Source organism: Succiniclasticum ruminis DSM 9236 (genome assembly GCF_900112895.1).
Lineage (GTDB): Bacteria > Bacillota > Negativicutes > Acidaminococcales > Acidaminococcaceae > Succiniclasticum > Succiniclasticum ruminis.
Genome location: NZ_FONL01000001.1, coordinates 180,586 through 201,218, shown reverse-complemented (window position 1 = coordinate 201,218; position 20,633 = coordinate 180,586). Strand labels below are relative to the sequence as shown.

18 protein-coding genes are annotated in these 20,633 nt (G+C 50.8%); all 18 read left to right on the top strand.

Features of this window, described 5'->3' with window-relative positions; genetic code table 11:
* The first annotated feature begins 10 nt into the window (after window positions 1–10).
* The 18 genes from BM159_RS00945 (at window position 11) to serA (ending at window position 20,559) form a co-directional block, all read left to right on the top strand.
* Window positions 11–532: a D-glycero-alpha-D-manno-heptose-1,7-bisphosphate 7-phosphatase gene (locus BM159_RS00945; RefSeq protein WP_177205837.1), complete on the top strand. Its 522-nt coding sequence runs from the start codon at window positions 11–13 to the stop codon at window positions 530–532.
* Entirely contained in the window at window positions 504–1,532 is a 1,029-nt protein-coding gene (waaC, locus tag BM159_RS00940; RefSeq protein ID WP_245763595.1) for a lipopolysaccharide heptosyltransferase I, read from the top strand. The genes BM159_RS00945 and waaC overlap by 29 nt, the downstream gene beginning before the upstream one ends.
* A 5-nt stretch (window positions 1,533–1,537) precedes the next feature.
* Window positions 1,538–2,572, top strand: a complete 1,035-nt coding sequence (locus BM159_RS00935; protein ID WP_093912579.1) for a glycosyltransferase family 9 protein — start codon at window positions 1,538–1,540, stop codon at window positions 2,570–2,572.
* A 95-nt stretch (window positions 2,573–2,667) separates the two neighbouring features.
* Window positions 2,668–3,615 (top strand): diacylglycerol/lipid kinase family protein, encoded by a 948-nt coding sequence (locus BM159_RS00930; RefSeq protein WP_093912391.1) that lies wholly within the window; start codon window positions 2,668–2,670, stop codon window positions 3,613–3,615.
* A 72-nt stretch (window positions 3,616–3,687) separates the two neighbouring features.
* Window positions 3,688–5,751 (top strand): LTA synthase family protein, encoded by a 2,064-nt coding sequence (locus BM159_RS00925; protein WP_093912390.1) that lies wholly within the window; start codon window positions 3,688–3,690, stop codon window positions 5,749–5,751.
* 370 nt (window positions 5,752–6,121) lie between these two features.
* The gene (gene aroF, locus BM159_RS00920) at window positions 6,122–7,135 is read left to right on the top strand and encodes a 3-deoxy-7-phosphoheptulonate synthase (RefSeq protein WP_093912389.1); all 1,014 of its coding nucleotides are present in this window, start codon (window positions 6,122–6,124) and stop codon (window positions 7,133–7,135) included.
* An 87-nt stretch (window positions 7,136–7,222) separates the two neighbouring features.
* The gene (locus BM159_RS00915) at window positions 7,223–8,095 is read left to right on the top strand and encodes a prephenate dehydrogenase (RefSeq protein WP_093912388.1); all 873 of its coding nucleotides are present in this window, start codon (window positions 7,223–7,225) and stop codon (window positions 8,093–8,095) included.
* Between the two features lie 9 nt (window positions 8,096–8,104).
* Entirely contained in the window at window positions 8,105–9,169 is a 1,065-nt protein-coding gene (gene aroB, locus BM159_RS00910) for a 3-dehydroquinate synthase (protein ID WP_093912387.1), read from the top strand.
* A gap of 58 nt (window positions 9,170–9,227) precedes the next feature.
* Entirely contained in the window at window positions 9,228–10,538 is a 1,311-nt protein-coding gene (aroA, locus tag BM159_RS00905) for a 3-phosphoshikimate 1-carboxyvinyltransferase (RefSeq protein WP_093912386.1), read from the top strand.
* 76 nt (window positions 10,539–10,614) lie between these two features.
* Window positions 10,615–11,691, top strand: a complete 1,077-nt coding sequence (gene aroC, locus BM159_RS00900) for a chorismate synthase (protein WP_093912385.1) — start codon at window positions 10,615–10,617, stop codon at window positions 11,689–11,691.
* 4 nt (window positions 11,692–11,695) lie between these two features.
* A complete protein-coding gene (locus tag BM159_RS00895) occupies window positions 11,696–12,835 on the top strand; it encodes a bifunctional chorismate mutase/prephenate dehydratase (RefSeq protein WP_093912384.1) in 1,140 nt (379 codons plus the stop codon).
* Between the two features lie 6 nt (window positions 12,836–12,841).
* Window positions 12,842–13,645: a shikimate dehydrogenase gene (gene aroE, locus BM159_RS00890; protein WP_093912383.1), complete on the top strand. Its 804-nt coding sequence runs from the start codon at window positions 12,842–12,844 to the stop codon at window positions 13,643–13,645.
* 69 nt (window positions 13,646–13,714) lie between these two features.
* The gene (locus BM159_RS00885) at window positions 13,715–14,227 is read left to right on the top strand and encodes a shikimate kinase (RefSeq protein WP_093912382.1); all 513 of its coding nucleotides are present in this window, start codon (window positions 13,715–13,717) and stop codon (window positions 14,225–14,227) included.
* Window positions 14,228–14,256: 29 nt separating this feature from the next.
* Window positions 14,257–14,685 carry a type II 3-dehydroquinate dehydratase gene (gene aroQ / locus BM159_RS00880; protein ID WP_093912381.1) on the top strand — a complete coding sequence of 143 codons (429 nt, stop codon included), beginning with the start codon at window positions 14,257–14,259 and terminating at the stop codon, window positions 14,683–14,685.
* Between the two features lie 185 nt (window positions 14,686–14,870).
* Window positions 14,871–16,196: a 3-deoxy-D-manno-octulosonic acid transferase gene (locus BM159_RS00875; protein ID WP_093912380.1), complete on the top strand. Its 1,326-nt coding sequence runs from the start codon at window positions 14,871–14,873 to the stop codon at window positions 16,194–16,196.
* Window positions 16,193–16,789, top strand: a complete 597-nt coding sequence (locus tag BM159_RS00870; RefSeq protein WP_093912379.1) for a nucleoside 2-deoxyribosyltransferase — start codon at window positions 16,193–16,195, stop codon at window positions 16,787–16,789. Before BM159_RS00875 ends, BM159_RS00870 begins: the two co-directional genes overlap by 4 nt.
* Window positions 16,790–16,896: 107 nt before the next feature.
* On the top strand, window positions 16,897–18,495 hold the full coding sequence (locus BM159_RS00865) for a C69 family dipeptidase (RefSeq protein ID WP_177205836.1): 1,599 nt from the start codon (window positions 16,897–16,899) through the stop codon (window positions 18,493–18,495).
* Window positions 18,496–18,981: 486 nt separating this feature from the next.
* A complete protein-coding gene (gene serA / locus BM159_RS00860; protein WP_093912377.1) occupies window positions 18,982–20,559 on the top strand; it encodes a phosphoglycerate dehydrogenase in 1,578 nt (525 codons plus the stop codon).
* Window positions 20,560–20,633 lie beyond the last annotated feature (74 nt).

Sequence of the window (20,633 nt, the reverse complement as noted above, 5' to 3'; positions counted from 1 at the left end):
GTATATGGCTGTGAAAAAGTTATGTCTGTTAGACCGGGACGGTGTCCTGAACGTTGATAAAGCATATCTTTATAAAGCAGAAGACGTGGAATGGATTCCCGGCAGCCGAGAAGCAATCGCCTGGATGAAAAGCCGGGGGATTCTGGTGGCAGTGGTGACCAATCAGAGCGGCGTGGCGCGGGGTTACTTTACTGAAGATACTGTCAGGAAACTGCATGCATGGATGCAAGCGGAAATGAAGAAGTCCGGCGGTGAAATCGCGGCTTTTTATTACTGTCCCCATTTGCCGGGGGCTGCCGTTAAGCAGTATGATGTTGAATGTGACTGTCGCAAGCCGAAGCCGGGTATGATATTGCAGGCGCTGAACGATTTTAATGTGCTGCCGGGGAATGCGTTTCTGATTGGAGACAGCTCCCGTGACTTAGAGTCAGCGGAAGCTGCAGGAGTGAAAGGATATCTGTATACAGGCGGCAGTCTGTTGGAATTTGTAAAGAGCATTGTGCATGACTGTGAACAACATGGAATATCATAATATCCTCATCATAAAAATGAGTTCACTGGGCGACGTATTGCATACGTTGCCCTTTGTTGCGGTATTGCGGGAACGTTTTCCCGGGGCAAGGCTGACCTGGCTGGTGCATCCGCAATTCGGCGCCTTTGTGCCGGATCCGCCCATGGTGGACGAGGTGCTGTATTTTGACAAAGTAAAATTTAACAAGATGGGCCTTTGGGACAAGTGGTCCTGTTTCCGGGAGATGCGTTCCCTGTTGCACAGTAAGCAGTTTGACCTGGTCATCGATATGCAGGGCTTGTTTAAAAGCGCTGTGCTGGCAGCCATCAGCGGTTGTGACAACCGGATCGGCTACTGTGAAATGCGGGAAGGCAGCGGGTTTATCAGCAGGGCTGTTACAGGAGAGCATGCCAGAGACCATGTGATTGAGCGATATTTAGACGTGGCCCGGTATCTGGGTTGTACAGTAGACGAAATTAAGTTTCCCATGCCGGACTTGCAGAAGGAATGGCAGGCTGTGCAGGAAAAGACTGAGGCCCTGAAAGATCCTTATGTTGTATTGGTGCCCGGAGCCCGCTGGGACACCAAGAAGTGGCCGCCGGAACATTTTGCGAAACTGGCAGGCATGATACTTCGTGACGGGAAACAGGTAGTACTGGCAGGAGGCCCGGAAGATATACCCTTAGGTTCACAGATTGCCGGATTATCTCCCGGTGTTACAGATTTGACAGGAAAGACAGGGCTGCGGGAACTGGGTGCGCTGCTTCAGCATTGTACAGCCTATATCAGCGTTGATACCGGCCCGTTGTTTATTGCGGCGGCCATGAAAAAACCGTTGGTCGCGCTGTACGGACCAACCCGTCCTGACCGCACGGGCCCCTACGGAAGCGCGGAAGCGACAATTATCAAAGCGCCGGTATCCTGTGCCGGCTGCCTGAAAAAGCATTGCGATAACTGGATCTGCATGAAAGCAATCACACCGGAAATGGTGTTTGACGAATACAGGAAGAAAGTGAAGTGAATGGCATGGAATTAAACCATAAAAAGATTTTGGTGACATTTCTGATGCACCTGGGCGATCTGACCCTGACCACGCCTTTCATACGGGCTCTGCGGCAGGCAGCGCCGGATTCACATATCACAATGCTGGTGGATGAAAAGCTGAAGGACGTGGTGTTGCATAATCCCTGTCTGGATGAAGTAATCACCATTGATAAACATGGCAGGGATAACAGTATTCTGGCGTTACTGAGCTGTGCGCATAATCTGGGAAAGATGAATTTCGACATCCTGATCAATCTGCATCCGACGATACGTTGTTCTTTTATCTGCGCCATGACCAAAGTGGGAACTCGTACAGGCTGTACCCAAAGTCTTCTCAGACCCTGGTTTGATATACTGACGCCGCTGGACCGGAAAAAGCATGCGGCAGACATGTATCTGGACGTTCTGACACAGCTTGGCGTAAAAGAGTTAAGTCACCGGGGATTGGAAATCTTTCCGGGAAATGAAAACAGAGCCTTTGCAGAATCATTCTGGAAAGAAAAGAGCGTAATCCCTACTGACAAACTGGTGGGATTTAATATTGGCAGCGCGGTGGAAACAAAACGCTGGGCGCCGGAACGGTTTGCGGAAGTGGCAGATACGCTGTCTGCCAGGGGATATAAAACAGTGTTCTTTGGCGGTACCATGGATGAAGACATGGTGCAGGAAGCGGTCGGACACATGAAGACAAAGCCGGTGCTGGCTACGGGACAGCTTTCGATTGGGCAGCTGGCCGCTGCCATGCGCCGTTGCTGCCTGATTATTACCAATGACAGCGGGCCTATGCATGTTGCGATCAGCCAACGTGTTCCCGTTGTAGCTATGTACGGGCCCAGTCATCCGGAACTGTATGGGCCTTATACCAGGCTGGCCACTGTTGTTACGGCCCAGCCGCCCTGCCCGGGCTGCGCGGCAGGGATGAAACACCATTGCCGTGATGCAAAATACAATATGCGTTGCATGAAGGAACTGACAGTGAAGCAGGTGCTGGATGCCTGCGAAAAATGGCTGGAATAATTGTACAGCGGGGAGACAGGAACCTGAAGAACAGGTTATCTGCTTTTTACAAAGCGGACTGAATAATTTAGCGTAAAGAGTGGGGAGGGCTGCCGGTGCAACCGGAGGATCAGATTGACGTAAGACAATTTAAAAAAGTCTTTATCCTTTATAACCGGTATTCCGGCCGGCAGTTGTTTGCCAGTATGTTGTCCCGCATCAATGAAGTTTATAAGCTGCTTAAGCAGGAACTGGACGCGGAAGTAGAACTGCTGGATGTTCAGTTTTTTGAGCAGATGCCGGAACTGGCAAAGAAAGCGGCAGAGGAAAAATGTGACTGGGTGATCATTGCCGGGGGCGATGGGACCATCCGTGCCTTTGTGGAAGATATGCTGCAACTGGATTACCGCCCGTACATCAGTGTGTTTCCTGCGGGAACGGTAAACCTGATTGCCAAGGAGATGTCCCTGCGTAATGAACCGGAACGCTGGGTGCGTCGTGCTTTGAAAGGTTTGGTATATCCTTTATATACTGGCCGGGCCAACGGGAACCTGTTCCTGACAGTGGCAAGCGTAGGCTTTGACTCCCTTGTGGTAGACAATGTGGGAGCTATGCAGAAACGTCTTCTGAACAAATTTGCCTATGTTTTGCAAAGTACCCAGCTGGTCCGGCGGGAACTGGTCTTCAGCAACTGGCGGTATGCGTTCCGGGTGCGCTTTGATGATGAAACGGAATGGCATACCGGTTCTTCCGTGATTATAGGCAAAAGCCGCTATTATGCCGGACGGTATAATCTTTTTACCGACGCTGCCCTTACGTTACCATGGCTGTACGCAGCGGTTTTTCCGGGCAATAAGCGGGCCGATATCCTGAAATATGCGTCGCTGATTGCGCTGGAAGGACTGAATCTGGATAAAGAGGTTCTCTGCCGCAGGGCGAAAAAAGTGGAAATAGAATCCGTCAATCTGCCGGAAGACTTTCCGGTAGAACTGGACGGGGACGTGGTCGCGTCTACACCGTTGAAACTTGAAATCATGGATGAGCCATTGCGGTTCATCCCCTGACGAATAATCGTGTAAACATTTCAGCTGACAGTTTTTTATAGAGCGTATAAATCATATCAGGCAGGTATCCGTATGGATTGGAAACATAGGGGGAAACGTATTGGCGTTCTGCTGCTGTTCGTCATAATTGCAGGCGCCATTTACTTTTGGGAAGAAGAGCATGCCCGGCAGCTTTTTGCAGGTATCATTCCGTTTCCCGAAGGTGATTATTTGCAGACACTGGTCAACGCTTTATTGCGTGATCTGGTGTTACTGGTCGTGGGGTACCTGCTTTTTTTGCGCCGGAAACGGATCCCGGACCGGCTGCAGCGTTATTTCCCTGCTGTAGTATTGGGCGTTTCCTATCTGGGCTTTGCCTGGTATATGCAGCAAAAACTGGCGCTGGATCCTTATTTTTTAACAACGCTGGGAATCCTGGCCGGACTGATAAACAATATCGTTCCTGTAATTCTGGCTGCCGTATGGTATCACCATAACCCTTCAAAGAAAAACAAAGTTTTCTATTTTGCCGTGTATTTGTTGTGCGCGGCAGCAATGCTGATGGACGTGGTTTACTTCTGGCAGACTTCCATGCATGTACAGGCGGTGTTTTTCCGTAACTTTAACATCTACGCGATCCAGGGGGTCATGTCTTCTTTTTCGAAAAGACAGATTATGGAAATCGCCTGTTGTGTTGCGGCCATTTTCCTGCTGTTCCGGGTAACGAAACCCAGAAGACATAAACCTAATGTTGCCTGGGCGCTGTTGGCGGTTTTGGGATGTACCCTTCTCTTCAATCTGCTGTATTTTACCGGAAGCCAGCTGGGTCTGTACGCGTTGCATGTATCCGGTTTGTGGAGCGAAGAGCAGGTTGAAAAAAGCCGGCAGGAATACAGGGATCTGCTGGTCACGCCGATTGCCATGAATGTAATCAGCAAGGCGGCTTTTAATAAAGAAAAAGTAATAAGGGATACCCAGCACAAGAAAAAAGAACTGACGGAAAAAGACAAGGAATGGATGTATAAACTGGGGGTCATGCGGAAGAAACCGTCCCGTCCCTTGCCGGCGCCTGCCTATGACCGTATCGTGATGCTGATACTGGAATCCGTACACCGTGACTATATCCATTTCTATAATAAAGAAATACCGGCAGAGGCCACGCCGTACCTGGATGTTCTTTTAAAGCGATATCCGCGTATTGACAATTACTATTCTTCTGCCATACCCACTACGGAAGGACTGAACGCTACCTTCCGCTCCCAGTTGTTGTTTGACGGGGACGTAGAAGGCAGTGATAAACCTTCTATTTTCCGCAGCATGCAGGCAAAAGGTTTTGACGGGTACTTCCAGAGCGCATCCAGCCGCTATTACAATAATGAGTTCAGGCAATATACTGAGCAATTTGGCATGGCGCATTACGAAGCCAGGGAAGATTTGGAGAAAGCCGGTTATTCCGGTGCTTCCGGCTGGGGCTTCCATAATGATGAGATGTACCGGCGGACATTGGAACAGCTGAAAAAACTGAAAGGGCAAAAGTTTTTTTACGTGACCAAGACTCTGGATATGCATCAGCCTTATCCTTATTATGCTACGAAGTGGGCCGATACGCCGGAATCTTTCCGTGATAACCAGACGGTCAGCATTCACGGGATGTATTGGGTGGACTATACGCTGAAAGCATTTTTCAAAGCAGCGGAAGACGCAGGCCTGATGGATGACCGTACTTTATATATTATTACGAGCGACCACAACCCCCATTCCGGCGGGGAGTATACGGAACTTGTCAAAAAAGAAAAAGACCGGCAGAGCATCGCGCCAATCCCTCTGATTTTTGTTTCCAAAAACCTGGCCCCGTTGGAAAACCTGGATAACAGCGCCTACAGTTCCCAAATAGACATTGCGCCGACCCTTTTGTGCCTTCAGGGCATTCAGCCGCCGGAACGGTTTATCGGCCGGAATCTGTTGCAGCAGTATCCGGAGCCGGACTGCGCTCTGGGTTTTTTTGGTGACAAAGCTTATTATTTCAGCCGGGAAATGCAGTTTGTGGATAAAATCGATGAACCGTATCCCCAGCACGAATATGAAGACGCGCTGGCAAATTATGTCATGTACACTTATTATGTAAGCGGATTGCCAGGAGATAAGTTGCAGGAATAGAATTATCAGGTTAGAGAAAAGGTTCGCAAAACTGTTAAATGCGTTACACAAGTGCTTCTTGACGGAAATATCAAATAGGTTTACACTGACTGTATGTAAACGTAATTGGTTAAACATAATCAATGATTACATTTATTGATGCAGGTGCAAGTATGAAAACGAATTCTGTGTTTGCCGCAAATTATGTTTTTTCCTTCAGCTATAGCTATTATTACGGCTATGGCTATTTTGCGTGGGAAAAACAGAAGAAAGCATAGAATCGTAAACAGAAAAGGCCGGCGAAGGGACTTCGAAGGCTGCCAACCAAATGCAGGCGGGCTCTTTTACGAGCCCGCTTTTTTAGTACAGGAAAAAGGAGAGTGCGTTTACCATGATTATCGTAATGAAACCCAACGCCCCCATTGAAGAGAGAAATAAGATTATCGCTGGGCTGGAAGCGAAAGGCTTTAAGATTGACCTGAGCACCGGTAACCAGGCGGCCATTTTAGGCGTGGTAGGCGATACCAGCACCCTCAATCCGCATGATATTATGGTCAATGACTGGATTGAGAAAGTCCTGCGGGTCCAGGAGCCTTTCAAACGGGCGAACCGGGCCTTCCATCCGGATGACAGCGTCATTGACGTGGCCGGCGTGAAAATCGGGGGAAGGCAGATGCAGGTCATCGCCGGTCCCTGCAGCGTGGAAACCCGGGAACAGATCATCGGTGTGGCAAAGTCCGTGAAAATGGCAGGGGCACACCTGATGCGTGGCGGCGCCTTCAAACCGCGCACTTCCCCGTATTCTTTCCAGGGCATGGGAATGCCCGGTCTGGAGTTACTGAAAGAAGCAAAAGCAGAGACCGGTTTGCCTATCGTTACGGAAATCATGAGCGCCGATGTGCTGGATAAATTCGTGGAAGATGTAGACCTGATCCAGGTAGGCGCTCGCAATATGCAGAATTATTCCCTGCTGAAAGAACTGGGCAAGACGAAGAAGCCGATTCTACTGAAACGCGGTTTAGCTGCTACGGTTCAGGAATGGATTATGAGCGCGGAGTACATTATGGCGGAAGGCAATACCAATGTCATTCTGTGCGAGCGGGGTATCCGCACCTATGAAACTTATACCCGCAACACGCTGGATCTGAGTGCTGTCTGTGCGGCTAAGAAACTGAGCCACCTGCCGGTCATCGTAGATCCCAGCCATGCGGCAGGCCTGTGGTGGATGGTACCTGCCCTTGCCAAGGCGGCAGTTGCCGTGGGAGCGGACGGGCTGATAATCGAAGTCCATAACGATCCGGAAAAAGCGCTGTGCGACGGGGCCCAGTCCCTGAAGCCGGAACGATTTGCAGAGCTGATGGGCGAACTGAAAGGCATTGCCCGCATTATCGGGCGGGATTTATAAGAGGCAGGAAGCGTCGATAACTTTTGTTGCAAAGAAAAATGAAACTATGATTGGTTTTTAGATGTTGTTGCAGGAGAAATAGCAAGTATGATTAAACAGTATCAGGAAAAACCGTTGCAGGACTTAACCTTTGCCATCGTGGGTCTGGGTCTCATCGGCGGTTCCTATGCAAAAGCGCTGCGCAATTTAAGAGTCAGGAAGATTCTTGGCATGGATATCAGCCACGGCATTGCCCGGGCCTGCCTGAATGCCAATATGATTGACGAAGTGGTGGCAGAGGACGGCAGAAATCTGAAAGAAGCGGATGTTATCATTTGCAGTGTTTATCCGGAAGCTGTTATGAGTTTTGTACGGCAGAACGTGCAGAACTTTTCGGAAGGTATGCTGATGACGGACGCAACCGGCGTCAAGGGGACGATGCCCCGGGAAATCCAGGAACTGTTGCCGGAGGGGTGCGAGTTTATATCCGGCCATCCCATGGCAGGGCGGCAGGGTAGCGGCCTGGGCATGTCAGATGCTGCCATCTTTAATAATTCCAATTATATTATCGTGCCAACGGAGAAGAATACACCGGAAGCAGTGAGCTGGCTGGAAGAATTTGCGAAGGCGCTTGGCTGCGCCCGTTCGGTAAAGGTTTCCATGGAAGATCATGACAAAATTATTGCATACACCAGCGACCTGCCCCATATCACAGCGGTAGCGCTGGTAAACAGCGCGTCCTATAATAAAAACACCCAGTACTTCATTGCGGGAGGCTTCCGGGACGCCACCCGGGTAGCGGATATCAATCCGGATCTGTGGAGCGACCTGTTCCTGTCTAACCGGGAAAACGTGATTGCGGAGATCGAAAACTACCAAAGCCAGCTGGAACGTTGGAAAAAAGCCATTGTGGAAAATGACAGGGAAGCGCTAAAGGAAATCATGCGGGAAGCAGGACCCAGGAGAAGGATGTTGTATTGAGGAATTATCATGCGTATTGTTCATGTGGATTTAGGATCCAAAAGTTATGATATTGAAATTGAAAGAGGCCTTCTGTCCCATGTTGGCGGCAAAATTAAAACGCTTCTCCCCAAAGCGGAGAAAATCGCTATCATTACAGACAGCCATGTAGGACCGCTGTATGCGTCGCTCTTACAGGCTTCATTGGAAAAAGAAGCTGTAGCAGTTACGGTGCTGACCTTTCCGGCAGGGGAAGAGAGCAAGAATCTGCAAACGCTGGGTTACCTGTACGACGGGCTGGCGGAGGCCGGCCTGACCCGCAGCGACGCGGTGGTGGCTTTGGGAGGCGGCGTGACAGGAGACATGGGAGGACTGGCAGCGGCTACCTTTTTGCGGGGAATCGCCTTTGTTCAGATTCCCACATCCCTGCTGGCAACGGTGGACAGCAGTGTTGGCGGGAAGGTTGCCATTGATTTGCCCAGCGGAAAAAACCTGGTAGGCGCTTTTTACCAGCCCAAAGCGGTTTTTATTGATCCGGACCTGTTGAAAACGCTGCCGGCGCGTTACCTTCACGACGGACTGGCAGAAGTGATCAAATATGGCTGCATCATAGACAAAGAATTGTTTATGAGGCTGGAAAAGATACAAAACGACGCGGAACTGCTGGCCCATGCAGATGAAATCATAGAAACATGCTGCAACATCAAAGCCCGTATTGTAGAACATGACGAGTTTGATACAGGAGAACGGATGTTGCTTAACTTCGGGCATACCCTGGGGCATGCGGTGGAAAAGACGTTCCGTTTTGACAAATACAGCCACGGGGAAGGTGTGGGAATCGGTATGGTACTTCTGACACGCCGGTCGGAAAAACTAGGACTGACAGAATCCGGTACTGCTGACCGGATTGCTGCACTTCTGCAGAGATTCCGGCTTCCGGCTGCTGTGGATATGCAGCAGGAAGATTTCCTGCAGGCCATTGCCCTGGATAAAAAGAAGCGCGGTTCGCGGCTGACGCTGATTCTTCTGAAAAAAATCGGGGAAAGTTTCCTGCAGAGAGTGGAATTCAGCGAACTTACGCAGTATCTCCCATAGTTTTATGTTTCTTTAACCGAAACCATGCGAGTTAATATTTGTTAGAAAAGGATTTGTCATGACATTTTATAAAATTACCCCCCGGCTTCTTCACGGCACCGTGCTGGTACCGTCTTCCAAAAGCATGGGGCACCGTATGTGTATCTGCGCAGGTCTTTCCGGCAACGATTGTATCGTAGATAATATAGCTGTTTCCAAAGACATCGAAGCGACCAACCGCTGCCTCACGGGGATGGGTGTCACAGTTACAGAAGTGGCTTCCCTGCATAAAGGACGCACAGCCTTTCAATACAGATGGGACCATACCTTTCCGTCAGAACCGGTTGTGACAGATTGCGGGGAATCCGGTTCCACGCTGCGCTTTTTTATTCCGTTAGGCGCCCTGTGCAATGTGCCCTTTACCTTCGAGGGGCACGGAAAACTTGTTTCGCGGCCATTACAACCCTATTACGATATCTTTGACAAACAGGAGCTGCGTTACCGTACTGCCGAAAACGGTCATCTGCCGTTAACAGTGGCCGGCAGGCTGAAGCCGGGAGCGTATGTGCTGCCGGGAGACGTGAGTTCCCAGTTTGTATCCGGACTGTTATTCGCGCTGCCGTTGCTGGACGGAGATTCTACGCTGGAGATTTTGCCGCCGCTGGAATCTGCCAGTTACATTGAACTGACACTGAGCAGCCTGCGAACATTTGGCATTGACATAAAACGCAAAGACCTGTTGCATTATGATTTTCCCGGCGGGCAGAGTTATTGTGCCCCGGCTGAACGTGTGCTGGTAGAAGGGGACTGGTCCCAGGCGGCGTTCTGGCTGGTTGCGGGTGCGATCGGCAGCCGGGAAGGCTTACGCTGCAGCGGGTTACGTGAAGATTCCCTTCAGGGAGACAAGGCAATCCTGGAAATATTGCGCAACATGGGCGCAGATATTACAGTACAGGACGGTATCTTTACCGTTGCTCCGTCAGAACTGCATGGCTGCGAAATAGATGCCGCGGACTGCCCGGACCTGGTACCGGTTCTGTCGGTAGCGGCGGCCGTGGCGGAGGGAACAACTCACATCATCAATGCGGGGAGGTTGCGAATCAAGGAATGCGACCGTCTGGCAGCCATGTACTCCGAACTGGTGAAACTGGGGGCAGACATCACGGAAGAACCGGAGGGGCTCCTGATCAAAGGCAAACCGGAAGGACTGCAAGGCGGGGCTGTTGTGGATGCCTGGAATGACCACCGGATTGCCATGAGCATGGCCGTTGCCACACTGGCATGTAACGAGCCGGTTACCCTGACAGGTGGAGAAAGCGTCAGCAAATCTTACCCGGAATTCTGGAACGATTATGCAGCCGTGGGCGGAAAAACGGAAAAAATCAATTGAAACCCGCAGGGAAGCATGCGATAATAAAGAATATAATTAACTGATAAAATCTTACTTTTAAATTGAGGAGAAGCAAATGGGGGCAACCTTTGGACGCAACTTGCGCATGACGATCTTCGGTGAATCCCACGGCAAAGGAATTGGCCTTGTGCTGGACGGTCTGCCGCCGGGAACACCGGTTAACGAAGATTTCATAAAAGAAGAAATGGCGCGGCGCGCTCCGGGAAAGAACCGGATGAGTACCCAGCGCCGGGAAACGGATGCTTTTATCATCGAAAGCGGCGTGTTTGAAGGCAAGGCGACGGGGACGCCCCTGTGTGTGCTGATACCTAACAGTGACCAGCATTCCAAAGATTACAGCCTCCTGAAAGATGTGATGCGTCCCGGGCATGCGGATTACGCCGGAAAGGTCCGCTACAGGGGTTTTAACGATTACCGGGGCGGCGGGCATTTTTCCGGCCGTCTCACAGCGCCGCTGGTGTTTACCGGCGCCGTAGCTAAAACCGTGCTTGCGCAAAAGGGGATCGTTGTGGGCGCCCATGTTGCCCGCATCGGAACGATTACAGATGCTTTGTTTAATCCGCTGGGTGAAACGGCAGAACGTTTGCAGGCATTGCGTAAAGTTACGCTGCCCGTACTGGAGGACGGCAAGGCTTCTTTAATGGAAGCAGAGATCATGGCTGCCCGGAAACAGATGGACAGCGTGGGCGGTATCGTGGAAGTGATGGCTGTGGGCATGCCCCCGGGCATCGGAGACCCGTTTTTTGATTCACTGGAAAGCAGTCTGAGTCATGCGCTGTTTTCCGTTCCGGCGGTAAAAGGCATAGAATTCGGCGCAGGTTTTGCCATGGCCGCGCTGAAAGGCAGCGAGGCCAATGATCCTATGACTGTCGCAAATGGCAGGGTGCAAACTACCCGTAACAATAACGGGGGCATAACCGGCGGCATCACCAACGGAATGCCAGTCCTGTTCCGTGTGGCTGTCAAGCCCACGCCGTCCATCGGCCAGCCCCAGCAGACCGTGAATGTGACGGAAGGAGAAGACACGATTTTGGAAATTAAAGGGCGGCACGACCCCTGCATCGTTCCCAGGGCTGTTCCGGTAATCGAAGCCGTTACTGCGTGGGTGTTGCTGGACATGTTATTGGAGTGAAAGGATGACGAACGTGGCAGAACCGGATTTAATGAAACTGCGGCAGGAGATTGACCGGCTGGACGCAATCCTGACAGATACACTGGAAAAACGGATGGATGTGGTGCAGCAGGTTGCCGCTTATAAAGATGCCCGCAATATGCAGGTGCTGGACAGGGAGAGGGAAGAACAGGTCATTGCCAAAGTGGTGGGAATGCTGAAGAATCCCGTCTATGCCCCGCATATGAAACAGATTATGGAAAAAATCATGGAAACCAGCCGTAATCTGCAGATTGATATTCTGGCGGCCAACATAAAAAAGAAAGAGCAAAACGCCGACCCGATCCGTGTCGGATATCAGGGAGTGAAAGGTTCTTTCAGCCACCAGGCCCTGGAAGACTACTTCGCGGACATTGCCAAAGTGGAAATGAATTTTGTCCATTTTGAGGATGTAGTGGTTGCGGTTAAGAATCACGAGATTAAATATGGCGTACTGCCTATTGAAAACTCTTCCACCGGAGGCATCACGGAAGTGTATGATCTGGTGCGGAAGTATGACTGTCATATTGTCGGGGAAAAGATTATCAAAGTGGATCAGAACCTGCTGGGTCTCCCCGGTGCCAGAATAGAAAATCTGAAACAGGTTTATTCCCATCCCCAGGGACTGGAACAGAGCAGGGAATTTTTTAAAAAGCATCCTGGCATTGAACTGATTCCGTTCTTTAATACGGCACGCAGCGCCCAGATGGTCAGCGAAAGCGGCGATCCGGCAAAAGGCGCGGTGGCATCCCGCCAGGCGGCCAAGTTATACGGATTGGAAATTCTGGCGGAGAATATCAATTACAATTCAGCCAACCATACCCGGTTCATCATCATCGCCGACCAGCCGGAACACCGGCCGGACGCGGACAAGATTACCGTGGTCATCGCTACGCAGCACGAACCCGGATCCCTGTACAAAGTGCTGCAGCATTTCTATAAAGGCGGCCTGAATATGCTGAACCTGGAATCCCGTCCCATGGAAGGGCGTTCCTGGGAATACTTCTTCCATATTGACCTGACGGGTAATCTGGAGGATCCGAACGTGCGGCAGGGATTGCAGGACGTGGCGGAATACAGCGCCTACTGCAAAATTCTGGGCAACTATGTGGCCGATGGGGAGTAAGCGTAAATGAAATTCGGATTATTAGGCGCCAGACTGGGACACAGCCTGTCGCCGCAGATTCATCAGGAAGTGTTCCGTCAGTTGGGCATGGAAGCAACGTACGAACTGATTGAAGTGCCGGTGGAAAAACTGGCAGACAAAGTGGCGGAACTGCGGAAAACTTACAGGGGACTGAACGTGACCATACCCCACAAGGTGGCGGTAATGGACAGCCTCGATCATATTGCAGCCGAGGCCAGAGCGATTGGCGCAGTAAATACGGTTTTGTTTAAGGACGGCGGGGCTTCAGGCTTTAATACGGATTATTTTGGATTTGCCCGACTTCTGGAACATAATGGCCTTGTTCCCAAAGGCCGGGATGTGTGCGTGCTGGGAACCGGCGGAGCCAGCCGGGCGATTCTGCAATGTGTCAAAGATATGCAGGCCCATAGCATCACGGTGATTTCCCGGGTAATCGAAAACGCCCCGGAAGATATCCGGGCCCATTATACAGTGAAAACCTATGAAGATTTGAAGGTATTGGGCGGCGATTTGCTGATTAACTGCACCCCGGTAGGAATGTTTCCGAAAACCGATGCCTCACCTGTGGACGGGACAGTAATGGACCACTTTGCCGCGGCAGTTGATATTATCTATAATCCGGCAGAAACAAAATTCATGAAGCTGGCCCGGCAGCAGGGAAAAACTGCAGTAAACGGCCTGTTCATGCTGGTGGCCCAGGCAGTAGCGGCAGAGGAGATCTGGCTGGGGCGTAAACTGGACGAAGGGCTGATTGCAGACGTTACGGATAAGATTGCAAAATTGTTATAGTTGCAAAAGGTATGGGCTGCAGCACTCGCAATACTGATTATCTTTGTCTGTAAATAAGTGGTGGGAGTAATGAAAAACATTGTGCTGATTGGTATGCCCGGCTGCGGGAAGAGTACGCTGGGGCGTTGTCTGGCGGAAAGGCTGGGCAGGGATTTTATTGACGCCGATCCGGAAATTGAAAAGGATTCTGGTAAAACGATTCCGGAACTTTTTGCAGTGAGTGAAGACTTCTTTCGCAAACAGGAAACCAGGACAACGAAGCGGCTGTCCGCGTTGCAGGATAAGGTGCTGGCCATGGGGGGCGGCGTAGTGTTGCGGCAGGAAAACATAATCAGCTTAAAAGAAAACGGCCTGATCATATTTTTGGATCGTTCTCCGGAAGATATCATCGGCGACGTGGATACAAAAACCAGACCCCTGCTGGCAGCGGGGCGTCGGCGAATCTATGATTTATATGCGCAGCGGGAAGCCTTGTACCGCGCCGTTGCAGACGTGACGGTGCAGAACAAAGGCAGCATGCAGGACGTGTTGTTACGATTAGTGGATGCAGCGAGGGTTTTGCAGCAACGCAATAACTTATAATTATGAAATAACGAAAAGGATGTGCTGATATGAAAAAGATTTTAGTGTTGAACGGGCCTAACATTAATATGTTAGGTGTCCGGGAACCCGGTGTGTACGGAACGGCAACCTATGATGACCTGTGTGAAATGATCCGTAAAAAAGCAGAAGAATTGCAAGTCGCGGTAGATATTAAGCAGAGCAATTCCGAGGGACAACTGGTAGACTGGATCCAGGCCTGTCATAATAACGCGGACGGCATAGTCATGAATCCCGGCGCCTATACCCATTACAGCGTGGCAATTTTGGACGCGCTGAAATCTGTGAACATCCCTGCGGTGGAAGTGCACATCAGCAACATCCACCAGCGGGAAGAATTCCGGCATCACTGTGTTACTACAGCCGGCTGTACCGGACAGATCTGCGGATTAGGATTGCAGGGCTATTTGCTGGCGCTGGAGTACCTGGCCGGAAAGTAGCGCATTTTGAAATGCAGTTAATTATTTATTACAAGGGAGAAAATCATGTGTCACACCGATGCATGCGTTTCGCCCTTTTTTAGTTTGTCATGTTGCAAAGTAAAATTCACAATGATAAAATATTAAATAAGTGACAGCTGCTAAAACAATACTGCAACAACAAGAAAGAGAGCTGATTAAACCTTATGTATGTTATTTACAATATTTTAATCATACTTGTGTTTATCTTCGTGGCACTTCCCTACTTCCTGTACCGGCTGGTTGTGGAAAAAGGTTTCGGACACCGTTTCCGGCAAAACATGGGACTGGTCCGCAGGGAAGAAATTGCTCCTGTGGCAGATACCAATTGCATCTGGCTTCACGGTGCTTCGGTAGGGGAAATGGTGGCTATCAGTCCCCTGGTAAAAGAAATCAAAAACCTGATGCCGGAACGGAAAGTACTGGTTTCCGCGGTTACTGTGGGCGGTTATGATATGGCCAGGCAGATTATGCCGGAAGCAGATGCCATCATCAATTTTCCTCTGGATCTGCCGTTTGTGGCGTCATCCATGGTAAGCCGTATCCGTCCGGGCATCTTCATAATGGTAGAAACGGAATTATGGCCTAATTTTCTGCGGGCCATCCGGGAACGGAATATCCCTGCAATGATGATGAATGGTCGTATCTCGGAAAAATCCGCAAAAAGTTACCGGTATCTGTCCAGCCTTCTTCGTGATATGCTGAATACCATAAATCTTTTCTGTATGCAGTCCAGCATTGACGCCAAATATATTACCCAGCTGGGTGCGGATCCGGCAAAAATCATTGTTACCGGCAATACGAAATTTGATCAGACCTATGCGGAGGTTTCTCCGGAAGATCTGACAACCTATAAAACAGAACTGGGGCTGGGGGAAGATGCCTGGCCGATTATTGTGGCAGGCTCCACCCACCGCACGGAAGAGGAAGCTGTGCTGACTTCCTTTACCGCCCTGCGTAAGAAATATCCCCATGCCCGCCTGATCATTGCGCCCCGTAAGCTGAACCGGATTGAAGAGATTAAAAAGGTGAATGCCAAATTTGGCTACGAGATGGGCTTCCGTTCCAAATTAAAGGAGATGGAAGGGCGGCGGCCTGAATTTCCGGTCCTTCTGCTTGATACCATCGGTGAACTGGGCCGCATATATGCCATAGGGGACATCGTATTCGTCGGCGGCAGCCTGGTGCGTTACGGGGGTCATAATGTGCTGGAGCCGGCAGCCCATGCCAAACCGATTCTGGTTGGCCCCAGCATGGAAGATTTTAAAGACTCGTACTCCCTGTTAAGCAAAGCGGGCGCCTGCCGCATGGTGGCAGATACAGACGGCCTTACAGAAGCTTTTCTGGAAATTGCCGGGGACGACAACCTGCGTAAAAGAATGGGGGAAGCATCTATCCAGATTATCAGGGAGAACCGTGGCGCTGCCCTGAAGACCATACATTATCTGACAGATCTTTTGGATAAGGAAGCAAAGGAGGCCGTCACTTTATGAAAAAATTGTCAGAAATGATAAGCGTTGCTGTATTGTGCGCGATGATGCTGTTTTCGGTTGCCGCATATGCAAACAACAACGGTGATGAAAACTTTGCTGCTGACGAACAGGCTTTTAAAGCAAAGATAGTCAAAAATATCGGACACGGGAAAAAGGTGTATTTTGCAGGTCCGATGTTTAACGCTGCCGAAAAGGGCTTTAATCTGAAGGTTACGCAGGTGCTGGAAGAGTACGGCTATCAGGTCTTTTTACCACAGCGCGACGGTATTGAAGCCGCAAAGTTAGAGGGAAAGACAGAAGAAGAACTCGTAAAAATGATTTTTCCGTTGGATGCCGGGGAAGTAAGAAAAGCGGATATTGTCTTTATGAATATAGACGGCCGGGTTCCCGATGAAGGGGCCAGCGTTGAACTGGGTATCGCTTACGCTGCAGGCAAACGGTGTTACGGGTTCAAAACCGATGTCCGCGCTGTAGAGTTCGGTCTAGAGATGAACCCGATGATAAGCGGATGCATGATCAAAATCTTCAAAAACTTCGATGGCGACAAACTGATAGAAGAAATAAAAGAATATTTGTCTAAAAACGCGCTTTAAGCCGGAATAGCAAAAATCCATATTAATTTGAACAGCCGTAGTTTTTTCCGCGGCTGTTTTGTTATACTGAAATAAAATATGTGTTTTACATGAAAGGAGTTTTCTGCTTGAAAACCAGATCTGTCTTTATATCCGTAGCGTTGGGTGTTGTCTGCCTTACTGCCTCCTGCACGGAAGCCTGCACTACGACGATTGTGACCAGAGGGGCTTCTGCAGACGGCAGTACGTATGTGACGCATTCCAACGATTCCTACTCCAGCGATCCCAGTATCGTTTTTGTGCCGGCAAAAGATCACCCGGCCGGCGCGATGCGGAAAGTGTACCCCTCCGCCATTGCCTGGGACGACCTGCCGGAGTACGCCTGCTTCTCGAATCCTAGACTCGTTGCGCCGGAGCGTGCGGCGGATTACGACTATCCGGGGAAGGCGCGGACGAAGCCGCTGGGAGAAATACCGGAGACTGCCCATACTTATGCCTATATCGACAGTGACTATGGTGTAATGAACGAGCACGGTCTGATGCTCGGCGAATGCACGAATAATTCTGCCCGTCTAGAATATCTGGAACCAAAGGAGGGCCGCGGTATTTTTTATGCCTCGGAACTGGGGCGCGTGGCCCTGGAACGCTGCCGTACGGCCCGGGAAGCAGTCCGGCTGATGGGCAGTCTGATTGATCAATACGGTCTCTGGGGGACGGGTGAGACGCTTCTGGTGGCGGATCGCGAGGAAGGCTGGGTTCTGGAAATGCAGCCGGCGCCAACGGGTAAGGGCGGCTTTTGGATTGCCCAGCGTGTGCCGGACGGGGAGTTTTTTGTAGCCGCGAACCAGTTCCGTATCCGCGCCGTCAGACCGGGTGACCCGGACCAGATATTCAATCCCCGGCTGCCCGGCATGTTGAAAGAGGCCGGCTGGGCTGCCTATGACAAAAAGGGCCGTCTCGACTGGGTGCGTTCCATGAAGGCCGTCGAGGATTTCCATCCGTATTTTGCCCTGCGGCGTGTCTGGCGCGCTCTCTCCCTTGCGGCGCCATCGGCGAAGCTTCCGGCGAAAGTAAAGAACTGGGATACGGAAGCCTATCCTTTTTCCCTCCGCCCTGACCATCCCATGACACTGACGGAGATAATGGATCTTCACCGGGACGCCTACGAAGGCACTGCTTTTGACCGCAGAACCGGAAAGAATGCCGGGCCTTTTGCCTCGCCGTACCGGTATGGCAAAACGAAATGGGAACGATCTATCACCAGCTCGAACATTGCTTATACATGGATCGCCCAGGCGAACGACAGGCTGCCAGCCCCGGTTTTCTGGCTCTCCATGAGCGCCCCGGCGGAAAGCACGTATATCCCTCTTGCTGTAGCTCCCTTGCCGGAGGCTTATGCCAGAAACGACCGCTCCCACTATGATCCCGGGAAGGCCTGGTGGATCGCCCAGCAGGTGACGGCCCTGACAAAGGGCTATTACAGCGCAGTGATCCCCAAAGTGCTGAACGCCGCCCGTAAAGGGGAGCAGCGTTCCATGGAACTGGTCAAGAGTTCTTCCGGTTGGCCGAAGGAGGTTTTCACGCAGGTTCTTCGCGATAACGCAGAAAGCGCTCTCTCAGACTGGCGCGAATTGTATGGAAAGCTCCTGGCGGAGCATGACGGCGGACATGGCCTTGATTATGACAAGGCCTTTCGGCCAAAACCGGACAAAGTATTGAAGTATTAGCGGAAACCTGTATCAAATTTTACAAAACTTCTATTTGACTTTTTGTAACGAAACGCCTATAATCTCACTTATAAAAGCAAAATGCAATTTTATGAAAGAGAAAAGTAAATCCCAGACTGTGCAGAGAGGCGGTGGTCAGTGAGAACCGCCCTGTCGAAGATTGAATTCCGCTCTGGAGAAGGCAGGGGTTGCAACCTGTCCGGTTCCGGCCGATATCCCGGGAATGAGGCTGTAACAGGTTACAGTAAAAGCAGGAAAACAGTTGCGCAGGAGCAGGTGATCCGGCTTTAATGTACGGTTGCAGTGAACTAAGGTGGCACCACGCGAGCTCATACGATGAAATACGAACTCCCGTCCTTACGAAGGGACGGGAGTTTTTTATTGCTTTTGCTTCGGTCCTTCGGAACTGCCAAACTGTTTCTCTGCAGTTCCTTACCGGTGGCGCAACGTGATTGCAATGTGCCGCAAACGAAAAGGAGGAAAAAAATGAAAAAAATTATTGTAACGGAGAAAATTTCGGACAAAGGCGTTGCACTGTTGAAAGCGCAGAAAGACCTGCAGGTTGATGTGGAGATGAATCTGTCCCGGGAAGAACTGTTGAAACGCATTCCCGAGTATGACGCAATCGTTGTACGCAGCGTTACGAAGATTAATGAAGAGTTTTATGAACACGCAACCAACCTGAAGGTTGTGGGCCGTGCCGGCAACGGTGTGGATAATATTCAGATGGAAGGTGCTACGAAACGCGGTATTATCGTAGTCAATACACCGGAATCCAACATCGTTTCCGCCTGTGAGCACACGGTAGGGCTGCTGCTGGCTTCCTGCCGCAATACAGTGAAGGCCCATAAGATGATCGAAAGCCGCGTCTGGAACCGGGACGGTCTGAAGGGCATGGAACTGCTGGGGAAGACGCTGGGAATTATCGGTCTGGGCCGTATCGGCGGTCTGCTGACCACCCGTATGCAGGCTTTCGGCATGAAGGTAATTGCTTACGACCCGTATATTGCGGACGCCCGTTTCAGAAAATACAATGTTAAAAAATGCGAGACCCTGGATGAACTGCTGAAGGAGTCCGACGTAATCTCCATCCATACCCCGAAAACCGAGGAAACGATGAACATGATTACCTATAAAGAATGGCAGAAATGCAAAAAGGGCGTTCGCGTTGTAAACTGCGCCCGGGGCGGTCTGTACAATGAACAGGATCTGGCCCGCGCAATCCGGGAAGGCATTGTAGCCAGCGCCGGCATCGACGTTCTGGTAGACGAGCCGAAACCGATCTCCCCGCTGATTGATCTGCCCCAGTGCGTGCTGACGCCCCATCTGGGCGCTGACACTCAGGAAGCGCAGGATAACGTAGGCATTGCCATTGCGGAAGAAGTTATCGCCGCGTTGCGGGGCGAAATGGTGCCCAACGCAGTCAACCTGCCGGCGCTGCAGGCAAGCGAACTGGACGAGGTGAAAAAAATCATGGCCCTGGGCGAAGACCTGGGCAAGCTGTACTACCAGCTGGAGCATGATGCCGTAGAAAAGGTGGAAGTGATCTACAGAGGCGCATTAGCGGAAATCGAAACCGATATGGTGACCCGTGCTGTCCTGAAAGGACTGTTTGAGCCTGTCCTGAAAGAACGGGTCAACTATGTCAATGCAGAACTGACGGCGGAAGGCCGCGGTGTGGAAGTGATTGAAAGCAAGGAAAACAGCCCGGTGAACCTGCTGACAGTAAAGGTGCATACAAAGAAAGGCATGTTTACGGCAGCCGGCAATGTAAATCCGGAAGGGGAAGTACGCATCAAAGATATCAACGGTTATCAGTTTGACATAGAGCCTGCTGCTTTCATGCTGGCGGTTAACAACGAAGATAAGCCCGGTATGATCGGTCAGATCGGCACACTGTTGGGCGCGTCCAAGGTTAATATCGCTACCATGCAGGTAAGCCGCAACCAGCAGAATGGCGTGGCGATGATGTTCCTTACCGTAGACAGCGAAGTGGGCAAGGAAACCATCCGGCTGCTGCAGGGTCTGGACGGCATCAGCAAGGTGCGGTTGCTGAAAATCTGATTAGAATTTTAGTGAGTTTAAGGAGAAGCGCAGAGGAATCTGCGCTTCTTTTTTTGGAAACATGGGCTTAACAG

What these genes read in the sequence shown, in the direction of transcription:
- waaC (WP_245763595.1), top strand. Translation starts at nt 504, where the DNA reads ATGACTGTGAACAACATGGAATATCATAATATCCTCATCATAAAAATG.
- BM159_RS00935 (WP_093912579.1), top strand. Translation starts at nt 1,538, where the DNA reads ATGGAATTAAACCATAAAAAGATTTTGGTGACATTTCTGATGCACCTG.
- BM159_RS00925 (WP_093912390.1), top strand. Translation starts at nt 3,688, where the DNA reads ATGGATTGGAAACATAGGGGGAAACGTATTGGCGTTCTGCTGCTGTTC.
- aroF (WP_093912389.1), top strand. Translation starts at nt 6,122, where the DNA reads ATGATTATCGTAATGAAACCCAACGCCCCCATTGAAGAGAGAAATAAG.
- BM159_RS00915 (WP_093912388.1), top strand. Translation starts at nt 7,223, where the DNA reads ATGATTAAACAGTATCAGGAAAAACCGTTGCAGGACTTAACCTTTGCC.
- aroB (WP_093912387.1), top strand. Translation starts at nt 8,105, where the DNA reads ATGCGTATTGTTCATGTGGATTTAGGATCCAAAAGTTATGATATTGAA.
- aroA (WP_093912386.1), top strand. Translation starts at nt 9,228, where the DNA reads ATGACATTTTATAAAATTACCCCCCGGCTTCTTCACGGCACCGTGCTG.
- aroC (WP_093912385.1), top strand. Translation starts at nt 10,615, where the DNA reads ATGGGGGCAACCTTTGGACGCAACTTGCGCATGACGATCTTCGGTGAA.
- BM159_RS00895 (WP_093912384.1), top strand. Translation starts at nt 11,696, where the DNA reads ATGACGAACGTGGCAGAACCGGATTTAATGAAACTGCGGCAGGAGATT.
- aroE (WP_093912383.1), top strand. Translation starts at nt 12,842, where the DNA reads ATGAAATTCGGATTATTAGGCGCCAGACTGGGACACAGCCTGTCGCCG.
- BM159_RS00885 (WP_093912382.1), top strand. Translation starts at nt 13,715, where the DNA reads ATGAAAAACATTGTGCTGATTGGTATGCCCGGCTGCGGGAAGAGTACG.
- aroQ (WP_093912381.1), top strand. Translation starts at nt 14,257, where the DNA reads ATGAAAAAGATTTTAGTGTTGAACGGGCCTAACATTAATATGTTAGGT.
- BM159_RS00875 (WP_093912380.1), top strand. Translation starts at nt 14,871, where the DNA reads ATGTATGTTATTTACAATATTTTAATCATACTTGTGTTTATCTTCGTG.
- BM159_RS00870 (WP_093912379.1), top strand. Translation starts at nt 16,193, where the DNA reads ATGAAAAAATTGTCAGAAATGATAAGCGTTGCTGTATTGTGCGCGATG.
- serA (WP_093912377.1), top strand. Translation starts at nt 18,982, where the DNA reads ATGAAAAAAATTATTGTAACGGAGAAAATTTCGGACAAAGGCGTTGCA.